We start from the raw sequence: 13,995 nt of genomic DNA on the forward strand, positions 1-13,995 counted from the left end.
TTGAGTGCAGAGTCAACCCAGCATCAACGTCCCACTGGCCACCAACGTCGCATTCCCGCCGATCTTCACCCGCTCCCCCTCCAACCGACAGAACAACGCGCCGCCCCGGGCCGAGCATTGGTAAGCCGTCAGGCCGTGCTTGCCCAAGCGCTTGGACCAATAGGGAATCAGGCTGCAGTGGGTCGATCCGGTCACCGGGTCTTCGTTGATGCCGATCGCCGGGGCAAAATAGCGTGAGACAAAATCATGCTTGCTCCCCGGCGCGGTGACGATAGCGCCGGGCCAAGGCAGTTTTGCCAGTGCCGCCATGTCCGGCTTGCAATCGAGCACCGCTTGCTCCGACTCCAGCACCACGAACAGCTCGTTGGAACTCAGCACATCCACCGCTTCGACGCCCAAGGCATTCTGGACGGCCAAGGACGCGCCCAACTCGGCAGGCACGACGGCCGGAAAATCCAGCCACAGCCGATCACCCTCGCGCGTAACGCTCAACGAACCGGATTTGCAGATGAAATCCAGTCGTTCGACGGTTTCGTGGTAGACCTCGAACAGTACATAAGCGCTGGCCAACGTGGCGTGCCCGCACAGCGGCACTTCGGTGGTGGGCGTAAACCAGCGGATATGCCAATGCTGACCTTCACGCACTAGAAACGCGGTTTCAGCCAGGTTATGTTCGGCGGCGATCTTCTGCATCAACTCATCGGCAAGCCAGCCGTCGAGCCGATAGACCATCGCCGGGTTACCGCCGAACGGCCGATCACTGAACGCATCGACCTGATGAAACGCAAGCTGCATGGCATTTCTCCTTTTTTATTGATGCGCCAGCATGCGGTGCAGCGGCACGGCTTATCCAGTGACAGATCAGCAGAATTTTCACCCTACAGCGTCGGATAAAAACACCGACCAGGCCTTACGCCCCTGTGGCGAGGGAGCTTGCTCCCGCTTGGCTGCGCAGCAGCCACCCAGCTATCAAGCCCGCCCAATATCGGCAAACGCCGCCCCGGTATGCTCCTTCAAAACCGAAGGCGCCAACTCGACCTCCAAGCCACGGCGTCCCGCACTGACAAACATACTGGCGAGCGGCTGTGCGGAATTGTCGATGAAAGTGCGCAAACGCTTCTTCTGCCCCAGCGGGCTGATCCCGCCAAGTAAATAACCGGTCGAACGCTGAGCGGCCGCCGGGTCGGCCATCTCGACCTTTTTCACCCCGGCGGCATGGGCCAGGCCCTTCAAGTCCAGGCTTCCGGCCACGGGCACCACCGCCACCAACAGTTCACCCTTTTCGCTGGCCGCCAACAACGTCTTGAACACCTGCGCCGGATCCAGCCCGAGCTTTTCCGCCGCTTCCAGGCCGTAGGACGCGGCCTTGGGATCGTGTTCATAACTGTGGATGCGATGTTCGGCGTGCACTTTCTTAAGCAGATCCAACGCGGGTGTCATGACTGCTCCTGACAAGGAAATGAAAAAAAGAGTGGCCGGATTCTAAGCCATCGCCAGCGAAAAGGCTTGGGAGGGCGTCGCGTGTTCCGGTGATCCGCCGCCAATGGAAGAGTCATTCACGCCACGAATAGTTGAAATGTGACCGACGGTTCACTTTCGACCTTTGACACCAGCGTTTCTTGTCTATATTTTTTCGAAACTGAAAGTCATATCGCAGGTCTCAAACAGCAACCCGAGATCAGGATGGGGATCCTGCCTCGGTGGAGATCGCGCAATCGAGCTTTATCGAAGGCGCAGCAAAACAACAAAAAACCGAGGTTTGAATGACAACTGCTTTACAACAGCCGTCCCTGTCCAGCCAATGCCTGGCTGAATTCCTGGGCACTGCCCTGCTGATTTTTTTTGGCACCGGGTGTGTCGCGGCGCTCAAGGTTGCGGGTGCCAGCTTCGGCTTGTGGGAAATCAGCATCATCTGGGGCGTCGGCGTCAGCATGGCGATCTATCTGAGCGCAGGCATTTCCGGCGCCCATCTCAACCCCGCCGTCAGCATTGCCCTGTGCATTTTCACTGACTTCGAAAAGCGCAAACTGCCTCTCTACATGCTTTCCCAGTTGGCCGGTGCTTTCTGCGGCGCCCTCCTGGTCTATACGCTGTACAGCAACCTATTCTTCGATTTCGAACAGTCCCGGCACATGATTCGCGGCACCGAAGCGAGCCTCGAATTGGCCTCGGTGTTTTCCACCTACCCGCACTCAGCGCTGTCCACCAGCCAGGCCTTCCTTGTGGAGGTGATCATCACGGCCATCCTGATGGGTGTGATCATGTCCCTGACCGATGACAACAATGGCTTGCCTCGCGGCCCACTGGCGCCACTGCTGATCGGCCTGCTGATTGCCGTGATCGGCAGTTCCATGGGGCCCCTGACAGGCTTTGCGATGAACCCGGCGCGGGACTTCGGTCCTAAGCTGATGACTTTCTTCGCCGGCTGGGGTGAAATTTCCCTCACGGGTGGACGCGACATCCCGTACTTCCTGGTTCCGATTTTTGCACCTATCGTGGGTGCCTGCCTCGGTGCTGCGGCCTATCGCGGGCTGATTGCCCGCCACCTGCCCAGCGCCATAACTGCTACAAAGGATGCAAAAACGGCCATTGACGGCAAGCCCAGAACATCCTGAAACAGTCGGCGCAGGCTCTTGCCCATCGAACCTGCGCCGTGGCTTCTTCCTTTTACGTCCCAAGGCAATCGACATGACCGATATCCAGAACAAGAACTACATCATTGCCCTCGACCAGGGTACGACCAGCTCGCGCGCGATCATCTTCGACCGTGACGCCAACGTGGTCTGCACCGCCCAGCGCGAATTCGCCCAGCATTACCCGCAGGCCGGCTGGGTCGAACATGACCCGATGGAAATCTTCGCCACCCAGAGCGCGGTCATGGTCGAAGCCCTCGCCCAGGCCGGCCTGCACCATGACCAGGTGGCCGCCATCGGCATCACCAACCAGCGTGAAACCACCGTGGTCTGGGACAAGACCACCGGCCGCCCGATCTACAACGCCATCGTCTGGCAATGCCGCCGCAGTACCGAAATCTGCCAGCAGCTCAAGCGCGATGGCCACGAGCAGTACATCAGCCAGACCACCGGTCTGGTCACCGACCCGTACTTTTCCGGCACCAAGCTCAAGTGGATCCTGGACAACGTCGAAGGCAGCCGCGAGCGTGCGCGCAACGGTGAGTTGCTGTTCGGCACCGTCGACAGCTGGCTGATCTGGAAATTCACCGGCGGCAAAGTCCACGTCACCGACTACACCAACGCCTCGCGCACCATGCTCTTCAACATTCACTCGCTGGAATGGGACGCGAAGATGCTCGACATCCTCGACATCCCCCGCGAAATGCTCCCGCAAGTGAAATCGTCCTCGGAAATCTATGGCCGCACCAAGAGCGGCATCGCCATCGGAGGCATCGCCGGCGACCAGCAGGCGGCCCTGTTCGGCCAGATGTGCGTGGAGCCGGGCCAGGCGAAAAACACCTACGGCACCGGCTGCTTCCTGCTGATGAACACCGGTAAAAAGGCCGTGAAATCCAATCACGGCATGCTCACCACCATCGCCTGCGGCCCGCGCGGCGAAGTCGCCTACGCCTTGGAAGGCGCGGTGTTCAATGGTGGTTCCACGGTCCAGTGGCTGCGCGATGAACTGAAGATCATCAACGACGCGCTGGATACCGAATACTTTGCCAACAAGGTCAAGGACAGCAACGGCGTGTACCTGGTGCCCGCCTTCACCGGCCTGGGCGCACCATACTGGGACCCCTATGCCCGCGGCGCGCTGTTTGGCCTGACCCGCGGTGTACGCGTCGATCACATCATTCGCGCAGCGCTGGAGTCGATTGCCTACCAGACCCGCGACGTACTCGACGCCATGCAGCAGGATTCGGGTGAACGCCTCAAGGCCCTGCGCGTCGACGGTGGCGCGGTGGCGAACAACTTCCTGATGCAGTTCCAGGCCGACATCCTGGGTACCCAGGTCGAGCGCCCGAAAATGCGTGAAACCACAGCCTTGGGCGCGGCGTACCTGGCCGGCCTGGCGTGCGGCTTCTGGGGCAGCCTGGAAGAACTGCGCGGCAAAGCAGTGATCGAGCGCGAATTCGAACCGCAACTGGAGGAGCAGGCGAAGGAAAAACTCTACGCCGGCTGGCAGAAGGCGGTCAGCCGCACCCGTGACTGGGAACCCCATGAAGACGCTGAATAAAGCCTGATAAGGTTCTGAAACTGGTCGGGAGTGGATTCCTGCGGCATCATGGGCAAATTTTGTACGGCAGCCCAAAGGAAGCCCCATGAATCTGCCTCCCCGCCAGCAGCAAATCCTCGAACTGGTCCGCGAACGCGGCTATGTCAGCATCGAGGAAATGGCGCAGCTATTCGTCGTCACCCCGCAAACCATTCGCCGCGATATCAACCAACTGGCGGAAGTGAACCTGCTGCGTCGCTACCACGGCGGCGCCGCCTACGACTCAAGCGTGGAAAACACCGCCTACGCCATGCGCGCCGATCAGATGCGCGACGAGAAGCAACGCATCGCCGAAGCCATCGCTGCTCAGATCCCCGATCATGCCTCGCTGTTCATCAACATCGGCACCACCACCGAATCCATCGCCCGGGCGCTGCTCAATCACAACCATCTGAAGGTCATCACCAATAACCTGCACGTGGCTTCGATCCTCAGCGCCAAGGACGACTTCGAAGTCCTGATCGCCGGCGGCAACGTACGGCGTGACGGCGGCGTGGTGGGTCAGGCCAGCGTCGATTTCATCAACCAGTTCAAGGTCGACTTCGCCCTGGTGGGTATCAGCGGGATCGATGAAGACGGCAGCCTGCTGGACTTCGACTACCAGGAAGTGCGGGTCTCCCAAGCCATCATCGCCAACGCCCGACAAGTGCTGCTGGCGGCGGACTCCAGCAAATTCGGGCGCAACGCCATGGTCCGCCTGGGGCCCATCAGCCTGATCGACTGCCTGGTGACCGACCAGCAACCGGTGCCGGCCCTGGCGCAATTGCTGAGCCAGCACAAGATTCGGCTGGAAGTGGTTTAAGGCCTTTCACAATACCCTGTTGGCAAGACTGCTGTGGGAGCAAGGCTTGCCCGCGATGAAGACGGCACGGTTTCTACAAAGAACGAGGCGCCTGCTTCGCGAGCAAGCTTTGCTCCCACAAATCCCTCTCGCCACAAAAGCGTGCCCCGGCACCTTCTCTCCTTCCTTCCATGTTCGAAAATTTTCCTTTCAGCTTCCCTTGATCAGTATTTTCAATCGAAGTTGACTGGCTGTTGCCGTCTTTATGGGCTAGTATTTTCGCAAATGAACATTTATGTTCGAATTCAAATATTTCGAAAAAGAGCCCGAGGCCAGCCGATGCCCACTTCTACCTTGCCTACGCCCCCTCTCGCCGAGGTTTACGACGTCGCCGTCATTGGTGGCGGTATCAACGGCGCGGGGATTGCCGCGGACGCTGCCGGTCGCGGTCTTTCGGTGTTCCTTTGCGAAAAGGACGACCTGGCCAGCCACACATCGTCGGCCAGCAGCAAGCTGATCCACGGTGGCTTGCGCTACCTCGAACATTATGAGTTTCGCCTGGTGCGCGAAGCGCTGGCCGAGCGCGAAGTGCTGCTGACCAAGGCCCCGCACATCGTCAAGCAAATGCGCTTCGTGCTGCCTCACCGCCCGCATCTGCGCCCGGCCTGGATGATCCGCGCCGGTCTATTCCTCTACGATCACCTGGGCAAACGTGAGCAGCTCGCCGGCTCGAAAAGCTTGAAATTCGGTGCCGACAGCGCATTGAAAAGCGAGATCACCAAAGGTTTCGAATATTCCGACTGCTGGGTCGACGATGCGCGGCTGGTGGTGCTCAACGCCATGGCCGCCCGAGAAAAAGGCGCGCATATCCACACCCGCACCCGTTGTGTGAACGCCCGCCGCAGCAAAGGCCTGTGGCACTTGCACCTGGAACGTGCCGACGGCAGCCTGTTTTCGATCCGTGCCAAGGCATTGGTCAACGCCGCCGGCCCGTGGGTGGCCAAGTTCATTCGCGATGACCTGAAGCTGGAATCGCCCTATGGCATTCGCCTGATCCAGGGCAGTCACCTGATCGTGCCGAAACTCTACGAAGGCGAGCATGCACACATTCTTCAAAACGAAGACCAGCGCATCGTGTTCACCATTCCGTACCTGAACCAGTTCACCCTGATCGGTACCACTGACCGCGAATACACCGGTGACCCGGCCAAAGTGGCGATCACCGAGGGCGAAACCGATTACCTGTTGAAGGTGGTCAATGCCCACTTCAAGAGGCAGATCAGCCGCGACGATATCCTGCACAGCTATTCCGGCGTGCGTCCGCTGTGCAATGACGAGTCCGACAACCCGTCGGCCGTGACTCGGGACTACACCCTGGCGTTGTCGGGCGGCGGTGAAGAAGCCCCCTTGCTGTCGGTGTTCGGCGGCAAGCTGACCACCTACCGCAAACTGGCCGAATCGGCGATGGCGCAACTGGCCCCGTACTTCACCCAGATGCGTCCGAGCTGGACCGCCGTAGAGGCCCTCCCCGGCGGCGAAAACATGACCACCCCGCAGGCACTGTGCTCGGCGATCCGCGACAAGTTCGACTGGCTGCCAACCGACATCGCCCGCCGCTGGGCCACCACCTACGGCAGCCGTACCTGGCGCATGCTCGAAGGCGTGCACAACCTGAGCGACCTGGGCGAGCACATCGGTGCGGGCCTCTATACCCGTGAAGTCGATTATCTGTGCAGCGACGAGTGGGCCGTCGATGCCCAGGACATCCTGTGGCGCCGCAGCAAGCTGGGTTTGTTTACCACCCCAGTCGAGCAGGAGAAACTGCAGCAGTACCTGGACAAGGTCGAGCACAACCGTCGCAAGATCGAAGCGGCCTGAACGATCACCCGCTGAACCCAAGGCCCCTGAATCCTGCGATTCAGGGGCTTTTTGCTATCTGGACTCCACCGACGCCCCCCTTGTGGGAGCGAGCTTGCTCGCGATGAGGCCAGCACATTCAACCTCTATGGGACTGACCCACCGCTATCGCGAGCAAGCTCGCTCCCGCAATGGATCGAGGCAGGCTCAAGGTATTCGGTTTTCCGAACAAGACCCACCAGTCAGTTCGGCTAACCGGATAAATCAGGTCGCATAAAACCCGAAACAAAACATTAACTTCTTTCAAAAACAATGACTTACCAATACTCGACTGGCCTGGCACGACTCATGCTCTACACTTCTCGAGACGAATGCCTGTACGCCAACACAACAGGAGCTGCCAGGCACTTCGAAGTACTCAGGGCCGACAAACCGGCCGAAATAAAAAAAACAATGTCGAGGAAACATCGATGCGTATCGTTCCCCATCTCCTGGGCGCAGCCATTGCTGCCGCTCTGATCAGCACTCCGGTTTTCGCAGCCGAACTGACCGGCACACTGAAAAAGATCAAAGAGTCCGGCGTTGTCACGCTGGGACATCGCGACGCTTCCATTCCGTTTTCCTACATCGCGGACGCTTCCGGCAAGCCGGTCGGCTACTCCCACGATATCCAGCTGAAAGTCGTCGAAGCGCTGAAAAAAGACCTGGACCTGCCCAACCTGCAGGTCAAGTACAACCTGGTCACCTCGCAAACCCGTATCCCACTGGTGCAAAACGGCACCGTGGACCTGGAGTGCGGCTCCACCACCAACAACGTCGAGCGTCAGCAGCAGGTTGACTTCTCCGTTGGCATCTTCGAGATCGGCACCAAGCTGCTGTCCAAGAAAGATTCCAAGTACAAGGATTTCGACGACCTCAAGGGCAAGAACGTCGTGACCACCGCCGGCACCACGTCCGAGCGCCTGCTCAAGTCGATGAACGCCGACAAGCAGATGGGCATGAACGTCATCTCCGCCAAAGACCACGGCGAATCCTTCCAGATGCTGGAATCGGGTCGCGCCGTTGCGTTCATGATGGACGACGCCCTGCTGGCTGGCGAAGCCGCCAAGGCCAAGAAAGCCGATGACTGGGCCGTGACCGGTACCCCACAGTCCTACGAAATCTACGGCTGCATGATGCGCAAGGGCGACGAGCCGTTCAAAAAGGCTGTCGATGACGCCATCAAGGCCACCTACGCTTCGGGCGAGATCAACAAGATCTACGAAAAATGGTTCATGCAGCCTATCCCGCCAAAAGGCCTGAACCTGAACTTCCCGATGAGCGAAGAGCTCAAGAAGTTGATCGCCACCCCGACCGACAAAGCGGCTGACGAAAAGAAATCCTGATTTCTGACTAACCTTATCCCCTGAAGGGGCCCGGCCCTTTCAGGGGATGGTCACTCCCTGCTGGCAAATCTGGAAACACTCGAACCGGTGGCTGTCGAGCCGATCGCGTGTGCCTGGCCTCCAAGCCGGGCGGGAACGGAGTTTCCCCAGGCGGGCATTTGTACATCGAACGATCTGAGGGGAGACCCTAATGAATTACAACTGGGACTGGGGCGTGTTCTTCAAGTCCACCGGCGTGGGCAGCGAGACTTATCTCGACTGGTACGTGGCCGGCCTGGGCTGGACTATCGCCATCGCCGTCGTAGCCTGGATCATCGCCCTGCTGCTGGGCTCGGTACTAGGCGTCATGCGTACCGTGCCGAACCGGCTGGTGTCGGGTATCGCCACGTGCTACGTGGAGCTTTTCCGTAACGTGCCGCTGCTGGTGCAGCTGTTCATCTGGTACTTCCTGGTGCCGGACCTGCTGCCCGCCGATATGCAGGAGTGGTACAAGCAGGACCTGAACCCGACCACCTCGGCCTACCTGAGCGTCGTCGTGTGCCTGGGCCTGTTCACCGCCGCCCGGGTCTGCGAACAGGTGCGTACCGGTATCCAGGCGCTGCCGCGCGGCCAGGAATCCGCCGCCCGTGCCATGGGCTTCAAGCTGCCGCAGATCTACTGGAACGTGCTGCTGCCCCAGGCCTACCGGATCATCATTCCGCCGCTTACCTCGGAATTCCTCAACGTCTTCAAGAACTCCTCCGTGGCGTCGCTGATCGGCCTGATGGAACTGCTCGCGCAGACCAAGCAGACCGCCGAGTTCTCCGCCAACCTGTTCGAAGCCTTTACCCTGGCGACGCTGATCTATTTCACCTTGAACATGAGCCTGATGCTGCTCATGCGCATGGTCGAGAAGAAAGTCGCGGTGCCCGGCCTGATCTCCGTGGGGGGTAAATAATGGAATTCGACTTCACTGGCATCATCCCGGCCATTCCCGGCTTGTGGAACGGCATGGTGATGACCCTCAAGCTGATGGCCCTGGGTGTCGTCGGCGGGATCATCCTGGGGACCATCCTGGCGCTGATGCGCCTGTCCCACAACAAGCTGGTGTCCAATATCGCTGGCGCCTACGTCAACTATTTCCGCTCGATTCCGCTGCTGCTGGTCATCACCTGGTTCTACCTGGCGGTGCCGTTCGTGCTGCGCTGGATCACCGGCGAAGACACGCCGATCGGCGCGTTCGGCTCCTGCGTCGTGGCGTTCATGATGTTCGAGGCGGCGTACTTCTGCGAAATCGTGCGGGCCGGCGTGCAGTCGATCCCCAAGGGCCAGATGGGCGCCGCCCAGGCACTGGGGATGAATTATGGCCAGGTCATGCGCCTGATCATCCTGCCCCAGGCGTTTCGCAAGATGACCCCGCTGCTGCTGCAACAAAGCATCATCCTGTTTCAGGACACCTCGCTGGTCTACACGGTCGGCCTGGTGGACTTCCTCAATGCTTCGCGGGCCAATGGCGACATCATCGGCCGCTCCAATGAGTTCCTGATCATCGCAGGTCTCGTGTACTTCACAATCAGCTTTGCCGCCTCGCTGCTGGTCAAGCGTCTGCAAAAAAGGTTCGCCGTATGATCTCTATCAAGAACATCAACAAGTGGTATGGGGACTTCCAGGTACTGACCAATTGCAGCACCGAGGTCAGCAAGGGGGAGGTTGTGGTGGTGTGCGGGCCGTCCGGTTCGGGCAAATCCACGCTGATCAAGTGCGTGAACGCCCTGGAACCGTTCCAGAAAGGCGACATCGTGGTCGATGGCACGTCCATCGCCGACCCGAAGACCAACCTGCCGAAGCTGCGTTCGCGCGTGGGCATGGTGTTCCAGCATTTCGAACTGTTCCCGCACCTGACCATCACCGAGAACCTGACCATCGCGCAGATCAAGGTGCTGGGCCGCAGCAAGGAAGAAGCCACCAAGAAAGGCCTGCAACTGCTTGAGCGGGTCGGTCTCTCGGCCCACGCCCACAAGCACCCGGGCCAGCTCTCCGGCGGCCAGCAGCAGCGCGTGGCGATTGCCCGTGCACTGGCGATGGACCCGGTGGTGATGCTGTTCGACGAACCAACCTCGGCCCTTGACCCGGAAATGGTCAACGAAGTGCTCGACGTGATGGTGCAACTGGCCCACGAAGGCATGACCATGATGTGCGTGACCCACGAAATGGGCTTCGCCCGCAAAGTGGCGAACCGGGTGATCTTCATGGACCAGGGCCAGATCATCGAAGACTGCGAGAAAGAAGAGTTCTTCGGCGACATCAGCGCCCGCTCCGAACGCGCGCAGCATTTCCTTGAGAAAATCCTGCAGCACTAAACAACACCGCTCCCCACTGTGGGAGCGAGCTTGCTCGCGATAGCGGACTGCCAGTCACCTGATTGTCGACTGATCAGCAGTCATCGCGAGCAAACTCGCTCCCACAAGGGAGATGTGTTGGCTTGTCGATTTGTGTTGTGGTTGACCCAAGGCTTCTGTGATGAAATGCGACCCCACCCTTTATCGCGCCGCGCCGCCATCACTCGCCGTGAAACCCCGCCTGATCCGCCATCTGTTCCTGCCGCCACTGGTCATCGCCCTGATGATCGGCCTGGGTTACCTCGGCTTCTGGATCAGCGAGCACTATGGCGTACGTGGCCTCGCCGAGAATGGCGAACGCCAGTTGGAGCTGCACGCCCGTGCGGTCGAAAGCGAGATCAGCAAGTACACCTACCTGCCCAGCCTGCTGGAACTTGAATCGAGTGTCTCGCAACTGCTCGACGACCCGACGCCCGAGCACCGCAGGACCGTCAACGAATACCTCGAAGGCCTGAACCGCCGCAGCCGCAGCCGGGCCATCTACGTGATGGACACAACCGGCCGGGTGATGGCCACCAGCAACTGGCGCGATGTCGACAGTTACCTGGGCGAAGACCTGTCCTTTCGCGCCTATTTCCAGAACGCCGTGCGCGGCCAGCCGGGGCGTTTCTACGGCATCGGCAGCACCAACGGCGAACCTGGCTACTACCTGGCCCATGGCCTGGAGCAACAAGGCAAGATCATTGGCGTCGCCGTGGTCAAGGTGCGCCTCGAAGCCCTGGAGGAACGCTGGCAGCGAGCGCGGTTGGAGGCGTTTGTCAGTGATGAGAACGGCATCATCATCCTGTCCAGCGACCCGGCGCGGCGGCTCAAGTCCGTTCGCCCCCTGAGCGACGACACCAAGGAACGCCTGGCCCGCAGCCTGCAGTACTACTGGTTCCCGCTCAATGAGCTGGTGCCCCTGGCCCGGGAACGCCTGGCCGAAGGCATGGAGAAACTGACGTTCCCGGCCAACAGCGAACTGGTGTCCGACGAGCGCGCCATCAGCTACTTGTCGCAGACCCGGCCCTTGAGCGATACACCGTGGAATTTCACCCTGCTGACCCCGCTTGAAGACCTGCGTCGCCAGGCGATCAACCAAGGCATCCTGGTGGCCGTGGCGTTCGCCCTGGTGGCGTTCCTGCTGATTGCCTGGAACGAACGGCGCAAGGTCATCGCCACCCGTCTCGCGGCCCGGGAAGCCTTGCAGCAAGCCAACAACCAGCTTGAGCGTCGGATTACCGAACGCACCACCGACCTGCGCGCCAGCAACGAACGACTCAAGGGCCAGATCCGCGAGCGGCGACAGGCCGAAGAGACCTTGCGCCGGGCCCAGGACGAATTGGTCCAGGCCGGTAAACTGGCGGCCATCGGCCAGATGTCCACCAGCATCGCCCACGAACTCAACCAACCGCTGGCGGCGCTGCGCACCTTGTCCGGCAACACCGTGCGCTTCCTGGAACGCGGCCAACTGGACATCGCCAGCACCAACCTCAAGACCATCAACGAATTGATCGACCGCATGGGCCGGATCACCGCCAGCCTGCGCTCCTTTGCCCGGCGCGGGGACGACCAGGGCCAGGCCAGCCTCGGCAAAGGCGTCGAGGCCGCGCTGCAACTGCTGGGCGCTCGTCTTGAAAGCTTGAACATCCAGATTCATTCCGGTTTCGACGACGTCCAGGTGCAAATTGACCAGACGCGCCTGGAGCAGATCCTGGTGAACCTGATCGGCAATGCCCTGGACGCCATGCAGACGCAACCCGAACCGCAGCTGTGGCTCGAAGGCCAGGCCGGCGATGGCAAATATCGCCTGCGTGTGCGAGATAACGGCCACGGTATTGACCCAGAAGCACGCAAGCATCTGTTCGAACCCTTCTTCACCACCAAACCCGGCGAGCAAGGCCTGGGCCTGGGCCTGACGCTTTCCGCCAGCCTGGCCGCCGCCACGGGCGGATACCTGGGCGTCGAACACCCGGTTGAGGGCAGTGGAACTACATTTGTCCTCAGTTTACCGCTGGTAAGCCTTTCACCTGTCGAGCCGCTATGAACCACGACCTGAGCGTACTGATCGTCGAAGACGACCCCCACGTCCTGCTGGGTTGCCAGCAGGCCTTGAGCCTGGAAGACATTCCCTGCATCGGCGTGGGCAGCGCCGAAGAGGCGCTGGAGCGTGTCGACGATAACTTTGCCGGCATCGTCATCAGTGACATTCGCCTGCCGGGCATCGACGGCCTGGAACTGCTGACCCGCCTCAAGGCACGGGACCGCAGCCTGCCGGTGGTGCTGATCACCGGCCACGGCGACATCTCCATGGCCGTCGGTGCCATGCAAAAAGGCGCCTATGACTTCATGGAGAAACCCTTCTCCCCTGAACGCCTGGTAGACGTCGCCCGCCGCGCCCTGGAGCAGCGCAGCCTCGCCCGGGAAGTGTCATCGCTGCGTCGGCAATTGGCCGAACGCGATTCCCTGGAAGGCCGGATCATTGGCCGCTCGCCCGCCATGCAGCACCTGCGCGCGCTGATCGCCAACGTCGCCGACACCTCGGCCAACGTGCTGATCGAAGGCGAAACCGGCACCGGCAAGGAACTGGTCGCCCGTTGCCTGCATGACTTCAGCCGACGCCACGACAAGCAGTTCGTCGCACTGAACTGCGGCGGCCTGCCGGAGAACCTGTTCGAAAGCGAGATTTTCGGCCACGAAGCCAATGCCTTTACCGGCGCCGGCAAACGCCGGATCGGCAAGATCGAACACGCCGACGGTGGCACGCTGTTTCTCGACGAAGTGGAAAGCATGCCCCTGCCCTTGCAGATCAAGTTGCTGCGCGTGCTGCAGGAACGCACCCTCGAACGCCTGGGTTCGAACCAGAGCGTGGCCGTGGATTGCCGGGTAATCGCCGCCACCAAGTCCGACCTGGACGAAATGGGCCGGGTCGGGCAGTTCCGCAGCGACCTGTATTACCGCCTCAACGTGGTAACCCTGGAACTGCCGCCACTGCGCGAGCGGCGCGAAGACATCCTGCAACTGTTCAAGCACTTTCTCCAGCAGTCGTCCCTGCGCTTTGACCGCACGGTGCCGGAGCTGGACAACCAGACCCTGTCGAACCTGATGAGCCACGACTGGCCGGGCAACGTGCGCGAACTGCGCAACGTCGCCGAGCGTTACGCCCTGGGCCTGCCGGCGTTCAAGCGCGCCGGTGCCAGCGGTGGTAGCCAGGGCCTGGCCTTTGCCGAAGCCGTGGAAGCCTTCGAGCGCAACCTGCTGGTGGACGCCCTGCAACGCAGCGGTGGCAACCTGACCCAGGCCAGCCTGGAACTGGGCATGGCCAAGACCACACTGTTCGACAAAGTCAAAAAATATGGCCTGAGCCATTAACTGGGCGGGA

General features: G+C 60.7%; 12 protein-coding genes. 10 read left to right on the forward strand and 2 right to left on the reverse strand.

The window, feature by feature from the left end:
- Positions 1 to 12 precede the first annotated feature (12 nt).
- Both HU749_RS23240 and ybaK read right to left on the reverse strand, forming a co-directional pair.
- Positions 13 to 795 (reverse strand): PhzF family phenazine biosynthesis protein, encoded by a 783-nt coding sequence (locus HU749_RS23240; RefSeq protein WP_046062606.1) that lies wholly within the window; start codon positions 793 to 795, stop codon positions 13 to 15.
- A gap of 174 nt (positions 796 to 969) precedes the next feature.
- Positions 970 to 1,440 (reverse strand): Cys-tRNA(Pro) deacylase, encoded by a 471-nt coding sequence (gene ybaK, locus HU749_RS23245; RefSeq protein ID WP_186650399.1) that lies wholly within the window; start codon positions 1,438 to 1,440, stop codon positions 970 to 972.
- Between the two features lie 323 nt (positions 1,441 to 1,763).
- Here ybaK and HU749_RS23250 point away from each other — a divergent pair, with 323 nt between their 5' ends.
- The 10 genes from HU749_RS23250 to aauR all read left to right on the forward strand — a co-directional run bounded on the left by HU749_RS23250 (position 1,764) and on the right by aauR (position 13,985).
- Positions 1,764 to 2,615 (forward strand): MIP/aquaporin family protein, encoded by an 852-nt coding sequence (locus HU749_RS23250; RefSeq protein ID WP_046062607.1) that lies wholly within the window; start codon positions 1,764 to 1,766, stop codon positions 2,613 to 2,615.
- A 73-nt stretch (positions 2,616 to 2,688) separates the two neighbouring features.
- Entirely contained in the window at positions 2,689 to 4,194 is a 1,506-nt protein-coding gene (gene glpK, locus HU749_RS23255; RefSeq protein ID WP_046062608.1) for a glycerol kinase GlpK, read from the forward strand.
- A gap of 85 nt (positions 4,195 to 4,279) precedes the next feature.
- Positions 4,280 to 5,035, forward strand: coding sequence for a DeoR/GlpR family transcriptional regulator (locus tag HU749_RS23260; protein WP_003204973.1), 756 nt, complete (start codon positions 4,280 to 4,282; stop codon positions 5,033 to 5,035).
- Positions 5,036 to 5,353: 318 nt separating this feature from the next.
- On the forward strand, positions 5,354 to 6,892 hold the full coding sequence (gene glpD, locus HU749_RS23265) for a glycerol-3-phosphate dehydrogenase (protein ID WP_186650394.1): 1,539 nt from the start codon (positions 5,354 to 5,356) through the stop codon (positions 6,890 to 6,892).
- Between the two features lie 449 nt (positions 6,893 to 7,341).
- Complete coding sequence (locus HU749_RS23270; protein ID WP_014339890.1) at positions 7,342 to 8,256, forward strand: glutamate/aspartate ABC transporter substrate-binding protein; 915 nt, start codon at positions 7,342 to 7,344, stop codon at positions 8,254 to 8,256.
- Positions 8,257 to 8,446: 190 nt separating this feature from the next.
- Complete coding sequence (locus HU749_RS23275) at positions 8,447 to 9,193, forward strand: amino acid ABC transporter permease (RefSeq protein WP_014339891.1); 747 nt, start codon at positions 8,447 to 8,449, stop codon at positions 9,191 to 9,193.
- Positions 9,193 to 9,864, forward strand: coding sequence for an amino acid ABC transporter permease (locus HU749_RS23280; protein ID WP_014339892.1), 672 nt, complete (start codon positions 9,193 to 9,195; stop codon positions 9,862 to 9,864). The genes HU749_RS23275 and HU749_RS23280 overlap by 1 nt, the downstream gene beginning before the upstream one ends.
- Entirely contained in the window at positions 9,861 to 10,595 is a 735-nt protein-coding gene (locus HU749_RS23285) for an amino acid ABC transporter ATP-binding protein (RefSeq protein WP_014339893.1), read from the forward strand. Before HU749_RS23280 ends, HU749_RS23285 begins: the two co-directional genes overlap by 4 nt.
- 160 nt (positions 10,596 to 10,755) lie before the next feature.
- Positions 10,756 to 12,660: a two-component sensor histidine kinase AauS gene (aauS, locus tag HU749_RS23290; protein WP_046062611.1), complete on the forward strand. Its 1,905-nt coding sequence runs from the start codon at positions 10,756 to 10,758 to the stop codon at positions 12,658 to 12,660.
- Positions 12,657 to 13,985 (forward strand): two-component response regulator AauR, encoded by a 1,329-nt coding sequence (aauR, locus tag HU749_RS23295; protein WP_095974142.1) that lies wholly within the window; start codon positions 12,657 to 12,659, stop codon positions 13,983 to 13,985. Before aauS ends, aauR begins: the two co-directional genes overlap by 4 nt.
- Positions 13,986 to 13,995: the final 10 nt, after the last annotated feature.

The sequence above is a fragment of the Pseudomonas ogarae genome, assembly GCF_014268695.2.
Taxonomy (GTDB): Bacteria; Pseudomonadota; Gammaproteobacteria; order Pseudomonadales; family Pseudomonadaceae; genus Aquipseudomonas; species Aquipseudomonas kilonensis.

Excerpts from the sequence above, each read along its gene's own strand:
- HU749_RS23240 (WP_046062606.1), bottom strand. The coding sequence starts at position 795 with ATGCAGCTTGCGTTTCATCAGGTCGATGCGTTCAGTGATCGGCCGTTC.
- ybaK (WP_186650399.1), bottom strand. The coding sequence starts at position 1,440 with ATGACACCCGCGTTGGATCTGCTTAAGAAAGTGCACGCCGAACATCGC.
- HU749_RS23250 (WP_046062607.1), top strand. The coding sequence starts at position 1,764 with ATGACAACTGCTTTACAACAGCCGTCCCTGTCCAGCCAATGCCTGGCT.
- glpK (WP_046062608.1), top strand. The coding sequence starts at position 2,689 with ATGACCGATATCCAGAACAAGAACTACATCATTGCCCTCGACCAGGGT.
- HU749_RS23260 (WP_003204973.1), top strand. The coding sequence starts at position 4,280 with ATGAATCTGCCTCCCCGCCAGCAGCAAATCCTCGAACTGGTCCGCGAA.
- glpD (WP_186650394.1), top strand. The coding sequence starts at position 5,354 with ATGCCCACTTCTACCTTGCCTACGCCCCCTCTCGCCGAGGTTTACGAC.
- HU749_RS23270 (WP_014339890.1), top strand. The coding sequence starts at position 7,342 with ATGCGTATCGTTCCCCATCTCCTGGGCGCAGCCATTGCTGCCGCTCTG.
- HU749_RS23275 (WP_014339891.1), top strand. The coding sequence starts at position 8,447 with ATGAATTACAACTGGGACTGGGGCGTGTTCTTCAAGTCCACCGGCGTG.
- HU749_RS23280 (WP_014339892.1), top strand. The coding sequence starts at position 9,193 with ATGGAATTCGACTTCACTGGCATCATCCCGGCCATTCCCGGCTTGTGG.
- HU749_RS23285 (WP_014339893.1), top strand. The coding sequence starts at position 9,861 with ATGATCTCTATCAAGAACATCAACAAGTGGTATGGGGACTTCCAGGTA.
- aauS (WP_046062611.1), top strand. The coding sequence starts at position 10,756 with ATGAAATGCGACCCCACCCTTTATCGCGCCGCGCCGCCATCACTCGCC.
- aauR (WP_095974142.1), top strand. The coding sequence starts at position 12,657 with ATGAACCACGACCTGAGCGTACTGATCGTCGAAGACGACCCCCACGTC.